The sequence below is a fragment of the Marinobacter bryozoorum genome, from assembly GCF_023156245.1.
GTDB classification, from domain to species: domain Bacteria; phylum Pseudomonadota; class Gammaproteobacteria; order Pseudomonadales; family Oleiphilaceae; genus Marinobacter; species Marinobacter bryozoorum.
Genome location: NZ_JAKZAH010000010.1, coordinates 66,153 through 83,938 on the forward strand (window position 1 = coordinate 66,153; position 17,786 = coordinate 83,938).

General features: G+C 62.4%; 20 protein-coding genes. 7 read left to right on the forward strand and 13 right to left on the reverse strand.

From position 1 onward, the window contains the following. Positions 1-3 precede the first annotated feature (3 nt). Complete coding sequence (locus tag MLC59_RS07980) at positions 4-183, reverse strand: periplasmic nitrate reductase, NapE protein (RefSeq protein ID WP_248233163.1); 180 nt, start codon at positions 181-183, stop codon at positions 4-6. Between the two features lie 236 nt (positions 184-419). On the opposite strand from MLC59_RS07980, the gene modA reads away from it, so the two are divergent. The 3 genes from modA to modC are packed head-to-tail and all read left to right on the forward strand — an operon-like array spanning position 420 to position 2,953. Further along, the gene (gene modA / locus MLC59_RS07985) at positions 420-1,181 is read left to right on the forward strand and encodes a molybdate ABC transporter substrate-binding protein (RefSeq protein WP_248233164.1); all 762 of its coding nucleotides are present in this window, start codon (positions 420-422) and stop codon (positions 1,179-1,181) included. A 6-nt stretch (positions 1,182-1,187) separates the two neighbouring features. Further along, on the forward strand, positions 1,188-1,874 hold the full coding sequence (gene modB, locus MLC59_RS07990) for a molybdate ABC transporter permease subunit (protein WP_248233166.1): 687 nt from the start codon (positions 1,188-1,190) through the stop codon (positions 1,872-1,874). After that, complete coding sequence (gene modC, locus MLC59_RS07995) at positions 1,871-2,953, forward strand: molybdenum ABC transporter ATP-binding protein (RefSeq protein WP_248233168.1); 1,083 nt, start codon at positions 1,871-1,873, stop codon at positions 2,951-2,953. Before modB ends, modC begins: the two co-directional genes overlap by 4 nt. A 53-nt stretch (positions 2,954-3,006) precedes the next feature. Here modC and MLC59_RS08000 read toward each other — a convergent pair whose 3' ends face one another. From MLC59_RS08000 to MLC59_RS08050, 11 genes are all read right to left on the reverse strand, one after another. Beyond that, positions 3,007-4,407, reverse strand: coding sequence for a DUF4397 domain-containing protein (locus tag MLC59_RS08000; RefSeq protein ID WP_248233170.1), 1,401 nt, complete (start codon positions 4,405-4,407; stop codon positions 3,007-3,009). Positions 4,408-4,634: 227 nt separating this feature from the next. After that, positions 4,635-6,332 carry a complex I subunit 5 family protein gene (locus tag MLC59_RS08005; protein WP_248233172.1) on the reverse strand — a complete coding sequence of 566 codons (1,698 nt, stop codon included), beginning with the start codon at positions 6,330-6,332 and terminating at the stop codon, positions 4,635-4,637. Further along, a complete protein-coding gene (locus MLC59_RS08010; protein ID WP_248233174.1) occupies positions 6,329-7,828 on the reverse strand; it encodes a complex I subunit 5 family protein in 1,500 nt (499 codons plus the stop codon). The genes MLC59_RS08005 and MLC59_RS08010 overlap by 4 nt, the downstream gene beginning before the upstream one ends. Then, positions 7,828-9,291, reverse strand: a complete 1,464-nt coding sequence (locus MLC59_RS08015; protein ID WP_248233176.1) for a complex I subunit 5 family protein — start codon at positions 9,289-9,291, stop codon at positions 7,828-7,830. The genes MLC59_RS08010 and MLC59_RS08015 overlap by 1 nt, the downstream gene beginning before the upstream one ends. Next, positions 9,288-9,602: an NADH-quinone oxidoreductase subunit K gene (locus MLC59_RS08020; protein ID WP_248233178.1), complete on the reverse strand. Its 315-nt coding sequence runs from the start codon at positions 9,600-9,602 to the stop codon at positions 9,288-9,290. Before MLC59_RS08020 ends, MLC59_RS08015 begins: the two co-directional genes overlap by 4 nt. Then, positions 9,599-10,297 carry an MnhB domain-containing protein gene (locus tag MLC59_RS08025; RefSeq protein WP_248233180.1) on the reverse strand — a complete coding sequence of 233 codons (699 nt, stop codon included), beginning with the start codon at positions 10,295-10,297 and terminating at the stop codon, positions 9,599-9,601. Before MLC59_RS08025 ends, MLC59_RS08020 begins: the two co-directional genes overlap by 4 nt. After that, positions 10,294-10,563, reverse strand: coding sequence for a hydrogenase subunit MbhD domain-containing protein (locus MLC59_RS08030; RefSeq protein ID WP_248233181.1), 270 nt, complete (start codon positions 10,561-10,563; stop codon positions 10,294-10,296). Before MLC59_RS08030 ends, MLC59_RS08025 begins: the two co-directional genes overlap by 4 nt. Further along, positions 10,560-10,859: a cation:proton antiporter gene (locus MLC59_RS08035; protein ID WP_248233182.1), complete on the reverse strand. Its 300-nt coding sequence runs from the start codon at positions 10,857-10,859 to the stop codon at positions 10,560-10,562. Before MLC59_RS08035 ends, MLC59_RS08030 begins: the two co-directional genes overlap by 4 nt. Further along, positions 10,852-11,127, reverse strand: a complete 276-nt coding sequence (locus MLC59_RS08040; protein WP_248233184.1) for an MrpF/PhaF family protein — start codon at positions 11,125-11,127, stop codon at positions 10,852-10,854. Before MLC59_RS08040 ends, MLC59_RS08035 begins: the two co-directional genes overlap by 8 nt. Beyond that, positions 11,124-11,594: a Na+/H+ antiporter subunit E gene (locus MLC59_RS08045; protein WP_248233186.1), complete on the reverse strand. Its 471-nt coding sequence runs from the start codon at positions 11,592-11,594 to the stop codon at positions 11,124-11,126. The genes MLC59_RS08040 and MLC59_RS08045 overlap by 4 nt, the downstream gene beginning before the upstream one ends. Next, a complete protein-coding gene (locus MLC59_RS08050; RefSeq protein ID WP_248233188.1) occupies positions 11,591-11,854 on the reverse strand; it encodes a DUF2798 domain-containing protein in 264 nt (87 codons plus the stop codon). Before MLC59_RS08050 ends, MLC59_RS08045 begins: the two co-directional genes overlap by 4 nt. Before the next feature lie 147 nt (positions 11,855-12,001). Here MLC59_RS08050 and MLC59_RS08055 point away from each other — a divergent pair, with 147 nt between their 5' ends. From MLC59_RS08055 to MLC59_RS08065, 3 genes are all read left to right on the forward strand, one after another. Next, on the forward strand, positions 12,002-12,865 hold the full coding sequence (locus MLC59_RS08055; RefSeq protein WP_248233190.1) for a DUF6279 family lipoprotein: 864 nt from the start codon (positions 12,002-12,004) through the stop codon (positions 12,863-12,865). Positions 12,866-12,988: 123 nt separating this feature from the next. Further along, positions 12,989-14,389: an MATE family efflux transporter gene (locus MLC59_RS08060; protein WP_248233192.1), complete on the forward strand. Its 1,401-nt coding sequence runs from the start codon at positions 12,989-12,991 to the stop codon at positions 14,387-14,389. 85 nt (positions 14,390-14,474) lie between these two features. Next, positions 14,475-15,236, forward strand: a complete 762-nt coding sequence (locus tag MLC59_RS08065; protein WP_248233194.1) for a type 2 periplasmic-binding domain-containing protein — start codon at positions 14,475-14,477, stop codon at positions 15,234-15,236. Between the two features lie 39 nt (positions 15,237-15,275). On the opposite strand, the gene MLC59_RS08070 is transcribed toward MLC59_RS08065, so the two are convergent. Beyond that, positions 15,276-15,905 (reverse strand): HPP family protein, encoded by a 630-nt coding sequence (locus MLC59_RS08070; RefSeq protein WP_248233197.1) that lies wholly within the window; start codon positions 15,903-15,905, stop codon positions 15,276-15,278. A gap of 207 nt (positions 15,906-16,112) precedes the next feature. Here MLC59_RS08070 and MLC59_RS08075 point away from each other — a divergent pair, with 207 nt between their 5' ends. Continuing rightward, the gene (locus MLC59_RS08075) at positions 16,113-17,735 is read left to right on the forward strand and encodes a methyl-accepting chemotaxis protein (protein ID WP_248233199.1); all 1,623 of its coding nucleotides are present in this window, start codon (positions 16,113-16,115) and stop codon (positions 17,733-17,735) included. Positions 17,736-17,786: the final 51 nt, after the last annotated feature.

Here is a 17,786-nt window from a genome sequence, read left to right on the forward strand (position 1 = left end):
CATTCAGGCCGGTGGCCCGGGAGGCCCAAGGAAAACCTGGGTCATCCAGATCAGAAAGCCGTAACCACCCACCACGGCAACCGCCAGGATGGGGAACAGGAAAACCACCAGGAAAATAAAGAGGCGCAACTCGGAACTTTTGCGGCTGGTCGATTCAGCACCATCTTGATGGGTTTGGGCCATAGAAAACTCCCTGAGTACTGTTTTTAATAACCCTAGAGCATTTAGGGATATTCGCCAATAAGTTCAAGCTATTGCCTGCCAGAGCGAGAATAGCCAGAACCAAAGTAGAACTTCCTGAGGCCGCACTGGCCAGGCAAGCGTGGTACTGCGCCCAGCAACTGATCCAACGGTGGCCCGTCACCGGGCAGTCTGAAGATTTGAACGCCGAGCCAAATAGGATAACCTGAGGAAAATCCATGAGATCTCCCCTGACTATGCGCCTTGCCCTGCTTTTCGGCCTGCTTGTTCTTGCCTTTCCGGGCCATGCCCTCACCATCGCTGCCGCCTCCAGCCTGCGGCAGGTCATGCCAGAACTTGAAGCCGCGTTCGAACAGCAACATCCGGATACCCCGATCCGGGTGATCCATGGCGCATCAGGCAAGTTGGCCACCCAGATTCTGAACGGTGCGCCCTATGATCTTTTCCTCTCGGCGGACGACACCTATCCCCGACGTCTCGCCGAGCAAGGAGCAGGCGCAACTGAACCGGAGCCCTACGCCGTGGGCCGGCTCGCACTCTGGCAGGGGGATCCACAGCGCCCCGCGCTAATGCCGGAAGAGCTTGCCGGTAGCGATATTCACAAAATTGCCATTGCCCAGCCCCGCCATGCACCCTATGGTCTGCGCGCCCGCGAGGTGCTCCAGGCGCTGGACCTGTGGCAGCTGCTCCAACCCCGCCTGGTCTATGGCGAGAACATTGGCCAGACCGCTGGCATGGTAGAGTCCGGCGCTGCTGACGCCGGCCTGATTGCCTGGTCACTGACCTTTACACCGGGACTTTCAGGCCGACCCTACACACTGATTGACCAGAGGCTGCATAGTCCGCTGACCATGGCCATGGTAATCACCCGTGAGGGTGCTGACTTGCCGGACGCCCGTCGTTTTCACGATTTCATGCTGTCCACCGAGGCACAGGCCATCCTGGTCCGGTACGGCTTCGAAGCGCCGACCAGGAACTGAAACCCCATGCCCGAGCTTTCTCCCCAGGACTGGCAGGCCATAGCGGTTACCCTCAAGCTCTGCGCCCTGACGACGGCCATCCTGCTGGTACTTGCCACGCCCCTGGCCTGGTGGCTGGCCCACCGGCAATCACCTTCGCGCACCGTCGTGCAGGCGCTGGTAGCCCTGCCCCTGGTATTGCCCCCAACCGTGCTGGGGTTCTACCTGCTGATCGCCCTGGGACCCCGCGGCCCTGTGGGGCAGACCCTCGAGGCCATGGGCCTGACCCACCTGGCCTTCAGTTTCGAGGGTATCCTGGTGGCTTCGGTCATCTACTCCCTGCCCTTCGCCGTCCAGCCATTGCTGGAAGCTTTCCGGCATCTCGGGGCCCGGCCGGTGGAAGTGGCCGCCTCTCTGGGCGCTGGCCCGTTGGACCGCCTGTTCACCGTTATTCTTCCGCTATGCCGGGGTGGCTTTATCGTTGCCGCCACCCTCACCTTCGCCCACACCCTGGGTGAGTTCGGCGTCATCCTCATGCTCGGCGGCAGCATTCCCGGCGAAACCCAGGTGCTGTCTGTACTGATCTATGACTACGCCGAGGCCATGGACTACGCAGCGGCTCATCGCCTTTCGCTGGGACTGCTGATCTTCGCCTTTGTGGTGCTGGTGACGGTGTACAGCTTCAACCGGCGGTTTGACGGGGTGCGGCCATGACGCTCCAGGTCAGAGCCCGGGTACGCCGGGGAGGCTTTACCCTCGCCGTCAACGACAGTCTGCCAACCCAGGGCATTACCGCGCTCTTCGGGCGGTCCGGCTGCGGCAAGACGACCCTGCTGAGGCTGATCGCCGGACTGGAGAACGTGAAGGATGCCGAGATCTCGTTCAACGGTGAGACCTGGCAGGCGGGGCGCCGGAACCTTCCGGTAAACCGACGCCGGCTCGGGTTGGTGTTCCAGGAGTCCAGCCTGCTGCCCCACCTCTCGGTGGAAGCAAACCTCATGTATGGCTACCGCCGCACGCCGGCAAGCCTGCGCCGTCTCCATCCTGACACCGTGCGTTCACTGCTGGCGCTGGATGACCTGCTTGGTCAGGCCGTCCATACCCTGTCCGGCGGCCAGCGTCAGCGGGTCGCCCTCGGCCGTGCCCTGCTGACAAGTCCGCAACTGATGCTGCTGGATGAACCCCTGTCGGCGCTGGATACCGCCGCCAAGCGGGAAATCCTGCCGTTTCTGTCGGGCCTGTCCACGTCCACCGGCGTGCCCATGCTGCTGGTCACCCACTCGGCCCGCGAGGTTGAACAACTGGCCGACCAGGTCGCCTTTATGGAACAGGGCCGGATTGAACGTATCGAACCCTTGCGGGAGGCCCTGACCCGACCCGACTCCCCGCTGTTCAACGATGAAGGGCCGGCGGCAGTGCTTGAAGGTCATCTGCAGGAGACCGGCGAAGGAGAATGGCAGTTTGTCACCCGCGGAGGTGATGGCCGGCCTCCGGTTCATTTCCAGGTCAGCGGCCAGTCCGCCCACCACACCAGCCTGCACCGCCTGCGCATTCTGGCCAGCGATGTCAGCCTGGCCCTGACACGACCGGAGGGCATCAGCATCCGCAACATGATGCCGGTGAAAATCGAGCGTCTCGAACAAAGCGATGAACACCGGTGCACCATCAGTTGCCGACTGGCAGACGGCCAGCTATTGCTGTCCCGTATTACCCGGCAATCTGTGGAAGAACTGGGACTGACGCCCGGAGATGCCGTCGTCGCGCTGGTGAAGTCAGCGGCGTTGATGGAGTAGGCATGAAAGCAGATATGCCGGCGTTCCTGCAGGCATATCTGGTTATTGTTGGATTAGAGAGCTGCGAAGTCATCCAGCAGGATCAGCCCCAAATCCTCAAGTACTGAACCATTGCCATCTTCACCGTCACGAGCAACCACCGTGTAAACACCACCGTTGGCCACAACAACACTGTCAGCGCTGATAGCCACGTTACCATCCAGGTCTGTTACCCGCAGGTTATAGGTGCCCGCAGGAATAGCCAGATAGTCAGTGACCGCCTTGTAAGGCACATCGGCAAGGGCCGGTTCGGCATTACCGATATCCGTGTCGTCCCCAGGCAGCAGGTAGATATTGACGTTACCCGCCTGGGTGGAGGCATGCACCACGCGCAGGGTCGCCTGGGTGGCAATGCTGCGGACACTGTCTTCCAGCACCAGGGCTTCGATGGCCGGATCACCACCCAGCAAACCTACCGCCAGGACCGAGTAGCCCTGGCCATTGGTCAGACTCAGGTCGGTATCAATCGCTACGATCGAGTTGTCTGCAGTGGCGGCCACCTTGACGTTATAGTTACCGCCAGCCAGCACAGCATACTCGTCAAATGCAGCCGACGGTGCAGCGAGGCCAAAGGTGATGTTGGTCAGCGCAGCCGCATCGTCAACCAACACATCCACAGCCGGCGCATCGCCGGATGCATGCGCCACCCGCACACCGGCGCCCTGGTCGGCATCATAGATCTCGGCGACATCGGCACCATTCACTACCATCAGGCTCACCGGGCTGGCACCGTCAACGGAGGCGTTGGCCCCGGTGTTTTGCACCGCACCCACGAACAGGTCAGCGCCGGCCATCAGAGCCACATCACCGCTGTCGAATACCGCTGTTGAGGCGCCGGCTGCGGTTATCTGGATACGGTATTCACCGGCAGGGACTTCCAGGGGCTCCGCCACGGTTTCAAAGGCAACATCTGAAAGCAGCGGGTCTATGGCAGACAGGTCATTTCCCTCGCCCGCAGCGGTGACATAGATATCGACATTGGGCGCATTGGGCGCAAGGTGGCCGATGCGCACCCGCACCTCGTCACTGGAACTGAAACCCGGTTCGTCCTGGAAGACAACCGCATCAATATTCGCAACGGTATCTACCGCCACGACGTTGTAACGAACATTCTCTTCAAAGGTGAAATCCGCCGGCCCTATGACCGTGGCATTTCCTCCGGGGATAATACCTTCGACCGCAATCTCGTAACCGCCCACTTCCGGCGTCAGCACGGCAGCCTGCTTGTAGTCAGCCCCTTCAACGACCGCATCGCCATTGACCAGGATATTCACGGGCGGTGCATCCGGTGAGGCATGGATAATCCTCACCTCCGAACGAACCACGTCATCGGAACTGTCGGAGTCCCCATCAAAGCAACCCGAGAGCGCCACTGCTCCCGCAACCACCATCGGTAAAACCACAAAACGGTTCATAGCTCTGCTCCTCATCGTGCAGACATTAGTGAAGACCTGAAATAAGTGGTTCGAACCTGCATAATTTCATTCCATGAACTATGCGTCAGAGCGATTTACGCGGAGGACACAAAAACGGATGCGAATGGTTTGACATTTTTTGACACTTATTCCTGCAAGCAACCCACAGCCGACCACTTATGTCATAAAAATGGCAACTCGCACTCTTAACAGTAATCGTCAGCCGTTTATGAAACCTGATTGATCAGGGCAACCAGTAGCACAACGACCGCCAGGGCCAGCAGGCCACCGGAGCGCATATGGGTTTCAGCGCCCACCGATAGCGCTGACACCGTATTGGCCCAGCGCCGGAGGTTTTCCCCGGGTGGGGCCGGTTGCACACGAACTGCCCCCGGAAACGGCCTTCGCGATGGCCACAGTGCGAGCAGATCACCGGGGGGAACGGCCGGTGCGCGGCGCACCAGCAACGCCGCCAGGACACCTGCCGTTAATGCCAGCCCGATCGGCGCCAGTAGCGCAGGGTACTGGTAGGCTTTCGGCAGCCAGTAAGGCTGTTCCACCAGGTCTCCTGCCTGCCAGGGCAATACCCAGAACACCAGCCCTGAACCCGCTACCGTCAGCAGCCAACCGGCTATGCGCCAGCGAGGATTGGCTGAGGGCTCTGCCTGCGTGTGATGCAGCCATAAAAAGCGCAATATCAGTAACAGGGTGGCCACGGCACCGGCCGTCATCATTGGGGACAGCCAGGTCGCCGTGGCCATGGTGAGTTGATCACTGGCCAGCGCTTCCTTCATGGCCAGTTTTGCCAGGGCACCGCTGGTCCATGGCAGCCCGGCCAGAGAGAAACCGGGCAAGGCCAGTAGCAGCCAATACGCCCACCGGACAGGGCCCGCGGCTGGCGGATGCACCGCCGTAGACAGGAACAGCGCCCCCTTGGCCAGGCCATGGTGCAGCGCGTAGAGGGCGATGACCGGGACGATTACCGCCGCCCGGTCCGGCGTTGCCAGTGCCGCGCCCACCAGCAACATCACCAGCCCCATCTGGCTGATACTGGAGTAGGCCAGTACCGCCTTGGTCTGTTGCTGGCAAATGCCCGCAAGCGCACCACCGAGCGAGGCCACGGCACCGGCAACAACCATCAGGTCGCCCCAGTTTCCTGGTGAGGCCTGGCCCAGGGGCAAGGTCAACACCCAACCCAGCAGGCCCGCCTTGATCATGGCACCACTGAGTACCGCACTGGCGGGGGTCGGCGCCACGGGATGCGCCAGCGGCAACCAGAAATGCAGGAGCGGCAGGCCCGCCTTGACCCCGAACCCGGTGATCAGCAGACCGATGATCAGCTGGGCCCGGGGCGCCGTCGCCACAGCGCTCGCCAACTCCGTCAGTAACAGGCTGTCCGCTTCCTCCGCCGCCAGCATCAGCCCGGCCAGCAGCAGCATTTCCCCAGCCACCGCCATTACCATGTAAACCCGGCCGGCCCGGAGCGCTTCGGCGGTACCGTCATGCACTACCAACCCGTAACTGGCAAAGGTCATCAGCGCGAAGAAGGTGTAAAAGCTGGCCGCATCTCCGGCAATTACCAGGCCAAGGTTGCCTGTCAGGGTCAGGCACCAGAACACCAGGAAGCGATTGAGGTTCCGATTGTCCAGGTAACCGAGGGCGAAAACCCCGGCAGTACTCCAGAGCAACGCCGTCAGGGTCAGGAAGGTACGGCGCAGGTCATCCAGCAGCCACTGGCTGTCCATCAATAGCCAGGGCAGCGACCACTGCCAGCCGGACGTGGATGCCAATGCCAGTATCAGGGCCGGCAGCGGCAATATCGGCAAGCCGAATCGTTGCCAGCGACCGGCGAAGGGCATCGTCAGTAACCAGAGCAACGGCAGACCCACGGTCGCGATCACCAGAAACGGCAAGACAGGCATCATGGCCGATACTCCCGGTTCACCACCAGCTCGGCCCAGGACAGGGGACTGAACGGTACCGCCGCAAACACCCCGATCAGCACCACGGCGACCGCCGTCAACACTGGCGGCCACAGCAGCCAGCTCAAAGTCTCCAGGCGGCCCCAGCGCACCTCCTCAGGCCAGGCATCGGACCGGGCCCGGAACCAGAGCCGGTGAACAATCGGCAGGAAATAGGCCGCGTTCAGAATACTGCTGGCCAGCAGGACAGCCACCACCCAGGGCAACTCAGCCTCCAGCGACCCCAGCCCCAGGGTCCACTTGGTGATAAAACCGGCCAGGGGTGGCGTACCGATCATGCCGAAGGCGCCGATCGTGAATGCCACTGACGTCGCCGGCATGCGCGGGCCGGCACCATCCAGCTCATCGATCCGGTGTACTCCCAGTGTCTCGGCGTAGTTGCCGGCACAGAAGAACAGGGTGATTTTCATGATGCCCTGGTGCAGCAGGTGTACCAGGCCGCCCACCATACCCAGCGGGCCCGCCAGGCAAATGCCCAGGATAATGTAGGACACCTGACTGATGGTGGAATAGGCCAGTCGCCGCTTCAGGTCCTGCTGGAACAACGCCCTCACCGAGCCGAAGAGGATGGTAAAGGCAGCCAGCCCGGCCAGTGGTAACAACAGGCCCGCCTCGTTCGCAAAACCCATCCCGAACACATCGCTGATTACCCGGACAATACCGAACGCCCCCGCCTTGACCACCGCTACTGCGTGCAGCAGGGCACTCACCGGGGCCGGCGCCACCATGGCCTGGGGCAACCAGCCATGCAGGGGAAAAAGCGCGGCCTTTACGCCGAGGCCAGCCACCAGCAACACAAAGATTGCCGCCAGGACCGGCGTCGGTTCACCTTCCACCACGCCACCGGGAGCGAAGTCGAGGGTTCCGGTCTCTGCGTACAGCCAGGCCATACCCAGCAGGAAAACTGCGCCGCCCGACAGGGTATAGATGATATAGCTCCGCCCTGCTTTCAGGGCCTTCGCCGTGCCCCGGTGCACCACCAGCGGATAGGTGGACAGGGTGAGCATTTCGTAGAACAGGAAGAAGGTGAACAGGTTACCCGCCAGCGCAATGCCCGTGGTACTGGCCACACAGAGGCTGAAGAAACCGAAGAACCGGCTACGATTGGGCGAGTTCTCGAGGTAGCCCACTGCATAGGCGGTGGTGAGCAGCCACAGCACCGAAGAAAGCCCGGCAAACATCATCGACAGGGAGTCTGCCTTCAGCTCGAATTCGATACCCGGCAGCATGGTGAAAGACAGCTGGTACTCCAGCCCCTGGAATACCCCCCAAACCATGACAATGACCAGCACCAGCTTCAGGGCAGCCGCCCCCAGGTTAAGCGTTGTGCGCAGGCCATGCCGCTCCTCGGGCAGCATGAAAATCCCCAGTGCGGCAACCATGGAGGTGGCCAGCGCCATCACCAGCAGCCAGGGATTCAGCCAGAAGTCCTCGGCCATCAACCGTCCTCCTCAAAGGGCAGCCCCATGATCGCCAGTACCGGCTCACCCGCCAGCCCGAGCCCCAGGGACAACAGCGCCAGGGCCATGGGAATCGCTTCCAGCCGCCGGGGCGGATGGTGGAAATCATCCTGCCCGGAGGCCTCCTGGAACGACGCCCGGTAGATGCGGAACACATAGGCGGCGGACAGCAGACCACCGGCGATCAGCACCAGGGCCCACCACCACTGGCCGCTGCCAATGGTTGCCTGCAGCAACAGCCACTTGGCGGCAAAGCCGCCGCTGGGTGGCAGGCTCATCAACGACACGCCCGCCAGGCCGAAAGAGAACAGGGAAAACGGCAGGAACCGGCCGACCCCGGCCAGGTCCTCCACCTTGCTGCTACCTGTGGAGAGAACCAGGTTGCCCGCCGCCAGGAACATGGCCGCCTTCGCCAGTGCATGACTGATCACTTGCAGGGTCATACCCTCCTGGGCCTGCTGCGATATCTGGTCGGATACCTGCCAGGTCAGCGGGAACAACAGGAACAGATACCCGACCTGCGCCACGGTCGAATAGGCCACCACCTGTTTGAGTCTCGGTTGCAGGCACGCCATCCAGCTGCCCCACAACACGGCAGCTGCACCCAGTGCCCCCGCCAGTTGCGCCACGCCATAACTGCCCTGGGTCTCGCCCAGCGCCAGCCAGAGACGGGCGGCAATGTAGAAGGACGCCTTCAGCACCAGGGCGGACAGCAACGCACTCACCGGTGACGGGGCAATGCCATGGGCCGGGGGCAGCCAGCCATGAAGTGGGAACAAAGCGGTTTTCAGGGCCAGGCCCGCCAGCATCAGGGCAAGGGCGATACCGGCGCCTGCCAGCGCGGTATGGTCTTCAGCCAGCTGTGCAACGCCACCCAGTGACAGGGTGCCAAACTGCCCATAGATCAGTGCCACCCCCAGCAAATAGAACAGGGACCCGACCAGCGCCGCCAGCAGGTAACGGAGGGAGGCGCGCAGGGCATCCCCGGCGCCCCCGAGGGCCACGAGACCAACCGCCGACAGGCTGATCAGTTCGAGCCCCACGTAGAGGTTGAACAGGTCCGCGCCCAGCCACACTGCGTTGAGCCCGGCCCAGAGAAACCAGAACAAAGGCCAGAAATAGCGTTGCCAGGGTTTGTCCGGGTCGAGGTAGACCCCGGCATGCAGTCCACAGGCGGTTGCCACGGTAGCCGTCAGTAAAATGAACGTGACCGCCAGGCCGTCCACCCGAAGCTCGATGCCCAGCGGCGCCGGCCAGTCGCCCAGTGCATAGTAGAAACCGCCCTGGTCGGCAATGGCCAGCCACAGCAGCACGGACACCAGTCCCTGCACCGCCATGCCCAGCCAGGCCAGGCGCCAGCCGGCGCGAAAACCCGCCATCAGCGACATCACCGCCCAGGCCAGTGGCGTAAACAGCAGGCCGGCCATCAACCAGGCCATCATGGGCCGGCCTCATCATTTGTGTCGGGCTCCAACGATGACCGGCCACTCAGATGGTAATAGCGGCGGATCAGCACCAGACCCAGGGCCGTTGCGGCGATGGCCACGACGATGCCGGTAAGGACCAGCGCCTGCACGACCGGGTCGACACCATTGCGATGCTGGGCCAGCCCTACAAGCACCAGGAAGGTGCCGGACCCCATCAGGTTGAGCGCCAGCAGTTTGCGCAGCAGGTGATCGAGGGCAATCATGCCGAACAGCCCGGTGACAAACAGCAAGAGGCCGGTAAACGCGTACAGCAGGTGGGGTGTCATCGATGGCCACCCTCCTGATTGCCGGTAGCATCCGTCACCGGCGCGGCAACGAACAGCGACAGCAGCACCATGGCAATGGACAGGGTGAGGGATACCTCGATGAGCAGTATCAGGGACTTGGCCATCCCTTCCGGATAGGCCAGGAAGGCATCTCCCACCAGCGCTGTCACAAAGGCGACCAGCAGGAATACGGCAAACCCCAGCACCAGGCCTACACGGAGCAACCGGCCCGGTTGCAGGAAATCCATGGGCATACCCCCGAGCCGCATCAATACGCCAGTTGCCGCCAGCACCGCACCGGCCTGGAAGGCACCGCCGGGCTGTTTGGCGCCGGCCCAGACCAGGTAGCCCGCCACCAGCCACATCAGGGGGACGAACCAGCGCTGCAGGGCGCCCAACAGGGCGTCATGGGTACGGAAGGCGGGATCTTCCAGCGAGGGAAGCCTGGCCATGGATATGCCCGCAATGGCTGCAATAACCAGTACACCGATCTCCAGTAGAGTGTCGTAGCTGCGGAAGTTCAGCAGCACCGCAGTAACCGGGTGATCCACACCACTACTGCCCATGGCATCGCGGACCCGCTCCGGTAACGACTTCCCCACAGGATCGAATGCAATGGACCAGAGGCCGAGCCCAAGCACGCAAACCAGGGCAAAACAAACAGCCAGCAGGCTTGGTGTGGCCCAGCGCCTCATCCCTGATCTCCGCCGCTATCGGTGCCGCCACCTCGCCGGAAGTGGGCCACGGCATCCAGTAACAGAACCCCGGTCAGGCCGGCACCGATGGCTGCTTCAGCCAGGGCGATGTCCGGCGCCTGCAGGCGCATCCAGGCCAGGGCCATCAGCATTCCAAAGGCAATGAACATCACCACCGCCCGGAACAGGCTTTGCGATACCAGCACCGATACCGCCGTAACCACCAGCATGCCGGCCAGCAAACCGTCCAGCAGCCAGGCGGTCACGGCTCCTCCTGCCCGGTATCCCGGCCTGCGGCGCGGGCGATCAGGTGGGCCGACGTTGCACTGGCCATCAGTACCACCAGCCACACCAGAACAATCTTTGCCCCGTCGCCCAGGGTCGGCGCCGATGGAAGAAGGGCCAGCGCGATCAGTCCCAGGCCCAGGTTGTCCACCTTGGTGAGTGCGTGCAGGCGGTCCCGGGTGTCGGACAGGCGAAACAGCCCCAGGGTACCGATGGCGAAGAAGAGACACCCGGCCACCAGCAAGGGAACCTGTAACCAGGGCAGAAAATCAGTCACTGCCTTCCTCCTTGTCCAGACGGACCTCCCGGGTAACGAAGGCCGCGGTCGCCAGGACCGCCAGCAAGGCCAGTACCAGGGCCACGTCCCTCAGGGCGGGCATCTCCTGTACAGTGGCCAGCACCAGCAAAACAGCGACACCGGTTGTGCCAAACAACTGGGCCGCCAGGATGCGGTCGGCCGGACGCGGCCCCTGCCAGATGCGCACCAGCCCCAGCAGCAGCGTCAGCAGTAGCCAGATGACGGTGAGTTGCAGTGCCAGTGTCATTGACCCTCCCTGGCTGGCAGCGTAATGCCGAAAAGGCGGGCAACCTGCTGTTCGGTCTCTACCACCTCCCTGTCCACATCCTGCGCTGTATCCAGGCAATGGAGCAACAGCGTTTCGCCATGCACCTCCACACTCAAGGTGCCGGGCATCAGCGACAGCATATTGGCCGCCAGCCAGCGGGGGCTACCCTCCGGCAGCGTAAAGGACACCTCCCGCTCACCCGGCGCAACGTCAAGTCGTGGCGCCAGGAGCCGGCGGCTTACGTCCCAGCCCGCCGCCAGTGACTGCACCAGGAACCATGCCGCGAACCGGGGCAGGTACAACGGCTGCACCCGATGGTCTCCCGGCGGGAATATCCTCACCACAAGTATCCAGACCAGGGGCACGACAACCAGGCCATAACCCCAGCCCGAGGGATCACCGTTGGTCAGCACCAGCCAGAGGACCGCCAGCAGGGCCAGTCTCACCGGGCGCCCCGTCCACGAAGTCGCGACAGTACCCGGATAGTCCCGTCTGTCATCCGACGCGCAAGGGGCGCCACCAGCACCACCAGTGGAAACGCCACCGCCCACGCCACAACCCACGCCGGCAGCCACCGCTGCACAAACCCGTCGGCCAGGCCCGTATTGATAGCGGTGATCACACCGGACATCAGCAGCGACATGAGCCCTGACATGTAGAACGCGAAAACCAGCTGCTGGACTTTCATCGAAGGTTGGTTGGCCAAGCATCATCTCCTGCTGTTTTATGGATCCGCCTGCCCGACAGGGCCGCAGTTTCTCTTGGGTACATCCTGAACTACCATGATCGGAACGCCCGTCGCCCTCCGCCATGGAATCCACAGGGTAGCGAATTATCAAAAGGACGTCCGCCAGTGCAAGCACTCATACCTGTTTACGTTCTCCGTATAGCCTGCATCCTGTTGATCGCCAGTGTACTGGGGGCCTGCAGCTCCACACGCCTGGCCTATCGCTTTGCGGATCAGGGAATCCTGTGGTGGGTGGAGGACTACGTAACCCTGACCCGTGTTCAAAAATCCAGGCTCAAGCGTGAACTGGCGGTTCTCAAGGACTGGCACTGTGAACAGGAACTACCCCGTTATTCTGACTGGCTGGGCGAGCTACGCCGCGAGATGGCCGCCGGTGAACTGCCCCCGGAACGTATTGAACACCATCGCAAGCAGGTCGCTGACTTTGCAGAACCCCTTGCCGCACGAATCGTACCCCTGGCCACTGGCCTGCTGGGCAGCCTGAGCGATGAACAGGTTACTGAGCTTACCGGCAATATGGATCGCGAGCAGGAAGAGCGAAAACAGGAATATCTGGGCGAAGATAGCCAGGAAAAATCCGCCGAGCGTATAGCCGAGCGGACTGAACGTTGGCTGGGCTCACTCAACGAGCGCCAACAAACCATCATTAAGGAGTGGACACAGGGCCGCCAGGAACAGACCCGGACCTGGCTGGATGGGCGCGGCCGCTGGCAGCAGGCCCTGACGAAGCTGCTCGAGGACCGTGACCAGCAGGGTTTCCAGCCCCGCCTGCGGGACCTGATCCTGAACGCACCGGACTATCAGGGCGAGGCCTACAGAAACATGCTGGAAACTAACACCCGTGACCTGACCCGCCTGACCCACGACCTGCTGCAGGCTGCTGACGACCGTCACTGGGAAACCCTGCAGGAAAGCATCGCCAGCCTGAAAAAGGACGTTACGGCCCTCGCCTGCACCATGCCTGGCTGACACTGCCGGGCCCGTACCGGTGCTGGTCAGTCACCGTTAACGAATGACCCAGGCAGGCCACACTTACCACCGGAAGGTGTATAGTAGGGCGCTTTCCCGACCCGCCGGATTACCCGCTGCACCATGCTCGACCACGAACACCAGCCAGTCCCCGACACCCGGGCGCCACTGATCCCTCGCATACTGGGGGAATGGCGCACCCTCGCCCTGCTGGGCGGGCCCATCCTGGTGGCGCAGATTGCCCAGATGGCCAATGGCGTCATCGATACCGTGATGGCCGGCCATGCCAGCGCCGAGGACCTTGCAGCGGTCGGTATCGGAAGCAGCATCTGGATGCCCCTGTTCCTGTTCTTTATGGGACTGCTTGGGGCACTGCAACCCATTATTTCCGGCTACAACGGTTCCCGCGCGGTGCAGAAGATCATGCCGGCAACGTGGCAGGGGCTGTACATCGGTGCTATCAGTGCGGTGATCATGATTGTGCTGGTGGTGAATGTGCGCCCGGTGTTCAACCTGATGAACCTGGACCAGCAGACCTCGGATATTGCCGAGGGTTACCTGGACGCCTTCGCCTGGGGCGTGCCCTTCATGCTGCTGATGGTGGCGCTGCGAGGCCTCACCGACGGCCTGGGCCACACCCGGGTGATCATGGCGTTCTCTGTACTGGGCACGCTCATCAACCTGCCCCTGAACTGGGCACTGATCTATGGCAAGTTCGGCCTGCCGGAGATGGGCGGTATCGGCTGTGGCTGGGCCACCGCCATTTCCAACGCCATCGCCGCGGTGGCCATGGTGCTCTACCTCAATCGCAGTCCGGTCTACAAACACTTCCACCTGGTGGCTGACTGGGTGAGGCCAGACCCGGCGAATATCCGTTACATCCTGCGCATCGGCCTGCCCATTGGCTTCACCATCTTTGTGGAAGCCAGCATGTTCTCGGTGATCGCCCTGTTCCTGGCGCCACTGGGGCCAGTGGTAGTGGCCGGGCACCAGATCGCCCTCAATGTAACGTCTCTGCTGTTCATGCTGCCCCTGAGCATCGGTATGGCGCTCACGCTGCGGGTTGCCTTCCTGATGGGCGCCAATACCCCGGCCACGGCGCACCTGCTGTCCCGCAGCTCCCTGTTACTGGCCTCTGCCACCGCCCTGGTGTTTGCAGTCACCCTATTCCTGTTCGCCGGCCCCATCTCCCGGCTGTATACCAGTGATCCCCAGGTACAGGCGGTCACCACCCTACTGCTGAAATACGCTGCCGTGTTCCAGATTGCGGATGTCATCCAGGTCAGCTGCATCAGCGCCCTGCGGGGCTACAAGGACACCCGCATTCCCATGTTCATCATGCTGTTCTCCTTCTGGGGCGTGGGCATGCCCCTGGGATACGTGCTCACCTTCACGGATGCCGTCGTGAGCGCCATGGGGGCGCCGGGATTCTGGGTCGGCATCACCGCCGGACTGGCCACCGCCGCCGTTCTACTGGGTACCCGGTTGTATCTGTATACCCGCCCTGGTAACGCCAGCATCTGACGGGGCTTACAAATCCGAACGGAAATTTCGCCCCTTATTGTCTACGCTAGAAAGAAATATTCCCATTCTCTTTCGGTACACCACCATGTGGGCGAAGAGCGTCATTGTCACTCTGCTGCTGGCTAGCGCCCCCCCGGTCCTCGGGGACCCGACCGACAAGCCGGTCGAATTGCGCTTTGCCACCATTGCAGACATTCCCAGCACCGCGCTCGCGGAGCAGTTGCTTCGTGCGGCCTATGGTGACCTTGGAATCAATGTATTCACCAGGGAAGTGCCTTCCCGCCGAGCCCTTATGATGGCCGATATCGGTCAGGTAGACGGCGACCTCTTTCGCATAGCCGAGGTTGGCGATCGCTATCCGAACCTGGTGCGCGTGCCCTATCCCCTCCTTGAAGGCGAAGTACTCGCTGTGACCGCCGTTCCAGGCATGGACCTGAAGGCAGACAGCGGTGACAGGAAACTGAGAGTCGCGGTCCGCCGAGGCGTCCTCATAGCGGAACAAACGGCGAAAGCGTTGGGCATGGTGCCGGTACGTGCTGACACCTACCAGCAAATGCGGGCCATGCTCGACTGGGGCCGCGTCGACCTCGCACTAATATCCAGCGTCGAGGGCTTTTCTCCCCTGCAAGATGAGCACTGGGACCATCTGTACATCCTTCCGGAACCGGTCACCCGCTTCACCCTTTACCACTACCTCCACCGCCGCCACGCCGAACTGGCAGAACCCCTGGCAGAAGTCCTGGAACAACTGGACCTGAGCGGCGAAAAAAACCGGATTGCCGAGCGGGTGCGCAAAACATTCAATGTGGCCGATACGCTACGAGAGGAGGCGGAGGAGCGGGATTGAAAGGACCAGCTTCAACCCAGGCTTTAATATGGGGCCTGATCACAGCGGCTTCGCCAGCGCCGCCCCGGCAGCCCCGTTGCCCCGGGAACGCCACAGCGGATAGGGAATGCCGGACAGCCGGTTCATGATGAACGCGTGGGCCAGCAGGATCAGCACCCCGGCCATCAGAATGGGAAGCTGGGCCGGGTCGGGCATCAGACCCAGGGAGACGATCAGTGCCGTGGCACCCGCCGGCGGATGGGGGACCCGGAACAGCACCATCAGGCAGCCCGTAAGGCCCAGGGACAGTGCCGCCGCCCCGACCCGGGCACCGTCCACCCCTTCCAGGAAGGCCGAGGGGTGGTTCTGCAGGCCGAACACGTACAGACTCAACAGTCCCATTACCGCCCCCAGGAAGTGACCGCACAGGGTGTTGCGTGGTGAGGCCGGCTCCGCCATGGGCACATGGAACAGGATAAACGCCGTGGCCCCGAGGGAGGGAAAGATAAACGCCTCCTGGGTGACCAGGGCCACAAATGCCACCAGCGCAATGCTCACCCCGCCATTGATCAGGCTGAATCCGGCCATTACCGCCTTGCGGCTATAGCGGGTTGCCAGGCTCTCCAGGTGAAGCGCCCGCAGCACCCCGGCTGTGAGCTGCCAGCGTAGTCGTTCGTTCCTTGCCCCCATGAGCACCCCTGCACCAAAAAAGGGCGCAATGATAAGGGGCTGCCCGGGCGGTGACAAATATCAAATATCGATAAGGTTAATCGGCTGACGGGGAGACCGAAGACGCAAACCGGAACCAGTTAACATTTTGGAACAGAGGCCGATAAAACTTACCGGTATGATGACGACCCTTTTTTATTCGCTCTATTAATCTACGGGATTCAATCCATGTTCAGACATCTACGTGTCGGCCTGCGACTGTCGCTGGCGTTCGGCTTCCTTGTGGCGATACTGGTGGCCCTGGGCGGTTACGCGCTATTCCAGACCAGCCAGCTCAAGCAGGAGTTGCAGGCGGTAACCGATCACCGGGCGCCGACCATCATGGCGGTCAACCGAATGAACCAGCTGTTCCAGCGGGTTCGCATCCATACCGAAGCCATGATTGGCGCCGACAGCATGGCCACCCGAGCGCCCCTGATCGGTCGGCTCGTGGACACCCGCGACAAACTCAACAAGGCCCAGAAAACCTACGAGGGGCTGATCCAGAGTGAGAAGAACCAGTCCATCTACAACCAGTTCCTGGCCACCGAACAACGCTTCTGGGAAGCCCACAGCAATGTGATTTCCTATGCTGAGCGAGGCCAGTCCGACCGTGCCCGACAGGTTCGCGATGACGAGCTGGAGCCGGTAACCGAGGAAATGACCGGCATACTTGACCAGCTAATGGACCTGCAGACCCTGCGGGTCCAGGAAGCCTCGACTGAGGCAGACCGCAAGGCCGCCAACGTTCGCAACGGCGTTATCATTGCGGTAGTGGTGGGTGTAGCCCTCACCCTGCTCCTGGCCCTGGTGATCACCCGTTCCCTTACTGGTCCGATCCGCCATGCCCTCGACGTGGCCCGCACCATTGCCGGCGGTAATCTGAACGCCCGCATCGATACCCGCGGCAAGGATGAAATGGCCGAGCTGATGCAGGCAGTCAGCACCATGCAGGACAACCTGCGAGGCACCATCAGCACCATCGCCGGCTCCTCCGACCGGTTGGCATCCACTTCCGAAGAACTGAGTGCCGTTACCGACGAATCCAGCCGTAGCATGAACCAGCAGAGCGACGAGCTGGACCAGGCCGCCACCGCCGTTAACGAGATGACGGCTGCCATTGATGACGTGGCGCAGAACGCCAGTGCCGCCGCAGACTCCTCCCGCGAAGCCAACCAGCAGGCCCAGGGTGGGCGCGAGAAAGTGGCGGATACCGTGCTGGCCATGGAAGACCTGGCGAAGAACATAGGACAGACGGTCCACTATGTCGAGGAACTGGCCAGCAAGGCCAGCGGCATCGGCACCGTGCTGGACGTGATCCGGGAGATCGCCGACCAGACCAACCTGCTGGCCCTGAACGCCGCCATCGAAGCCGCCCGTGCTGGCCAGGCGGGACGCGGCTTTGCTGTAGTGGCCGACGAGGTGCGCAACCTGGCCCAGCGCACCCAGGATTCCACGGCAGAGATCGAGACCATGATCAGCGCCGTCCAGGACGGCAGCCAGAACGCCCGTAACGCCATGACCAGGAGCAGCGAACGCTCCGATGAGGCCCTGGGCATCGCACGGGAAGCCGGCGAGGCGCTGGCCAGGATTGCCCAGGCGGTGACCGACATCAACGACCGCAACGCCAGTATCGCCAGCGGCGCCGAAGAGCAGGCCCAGGTGGCCCGGGACGTGGACCGCAACCTGACCAATATCCGTGACCTGGCCGCCCAGTCTGCCACCGGCGCCAACCAGACCCGCTCCTCCAGCGAGGAATTGTCACGGCTGGCAACAGAGTTGTCCGAGCTGGTGCGCAAGTTCCAGTTCTGACAACCCGTTGCTGCTCCACCCGGCACTCAGGTGAGTGCCGGGTGGATGACA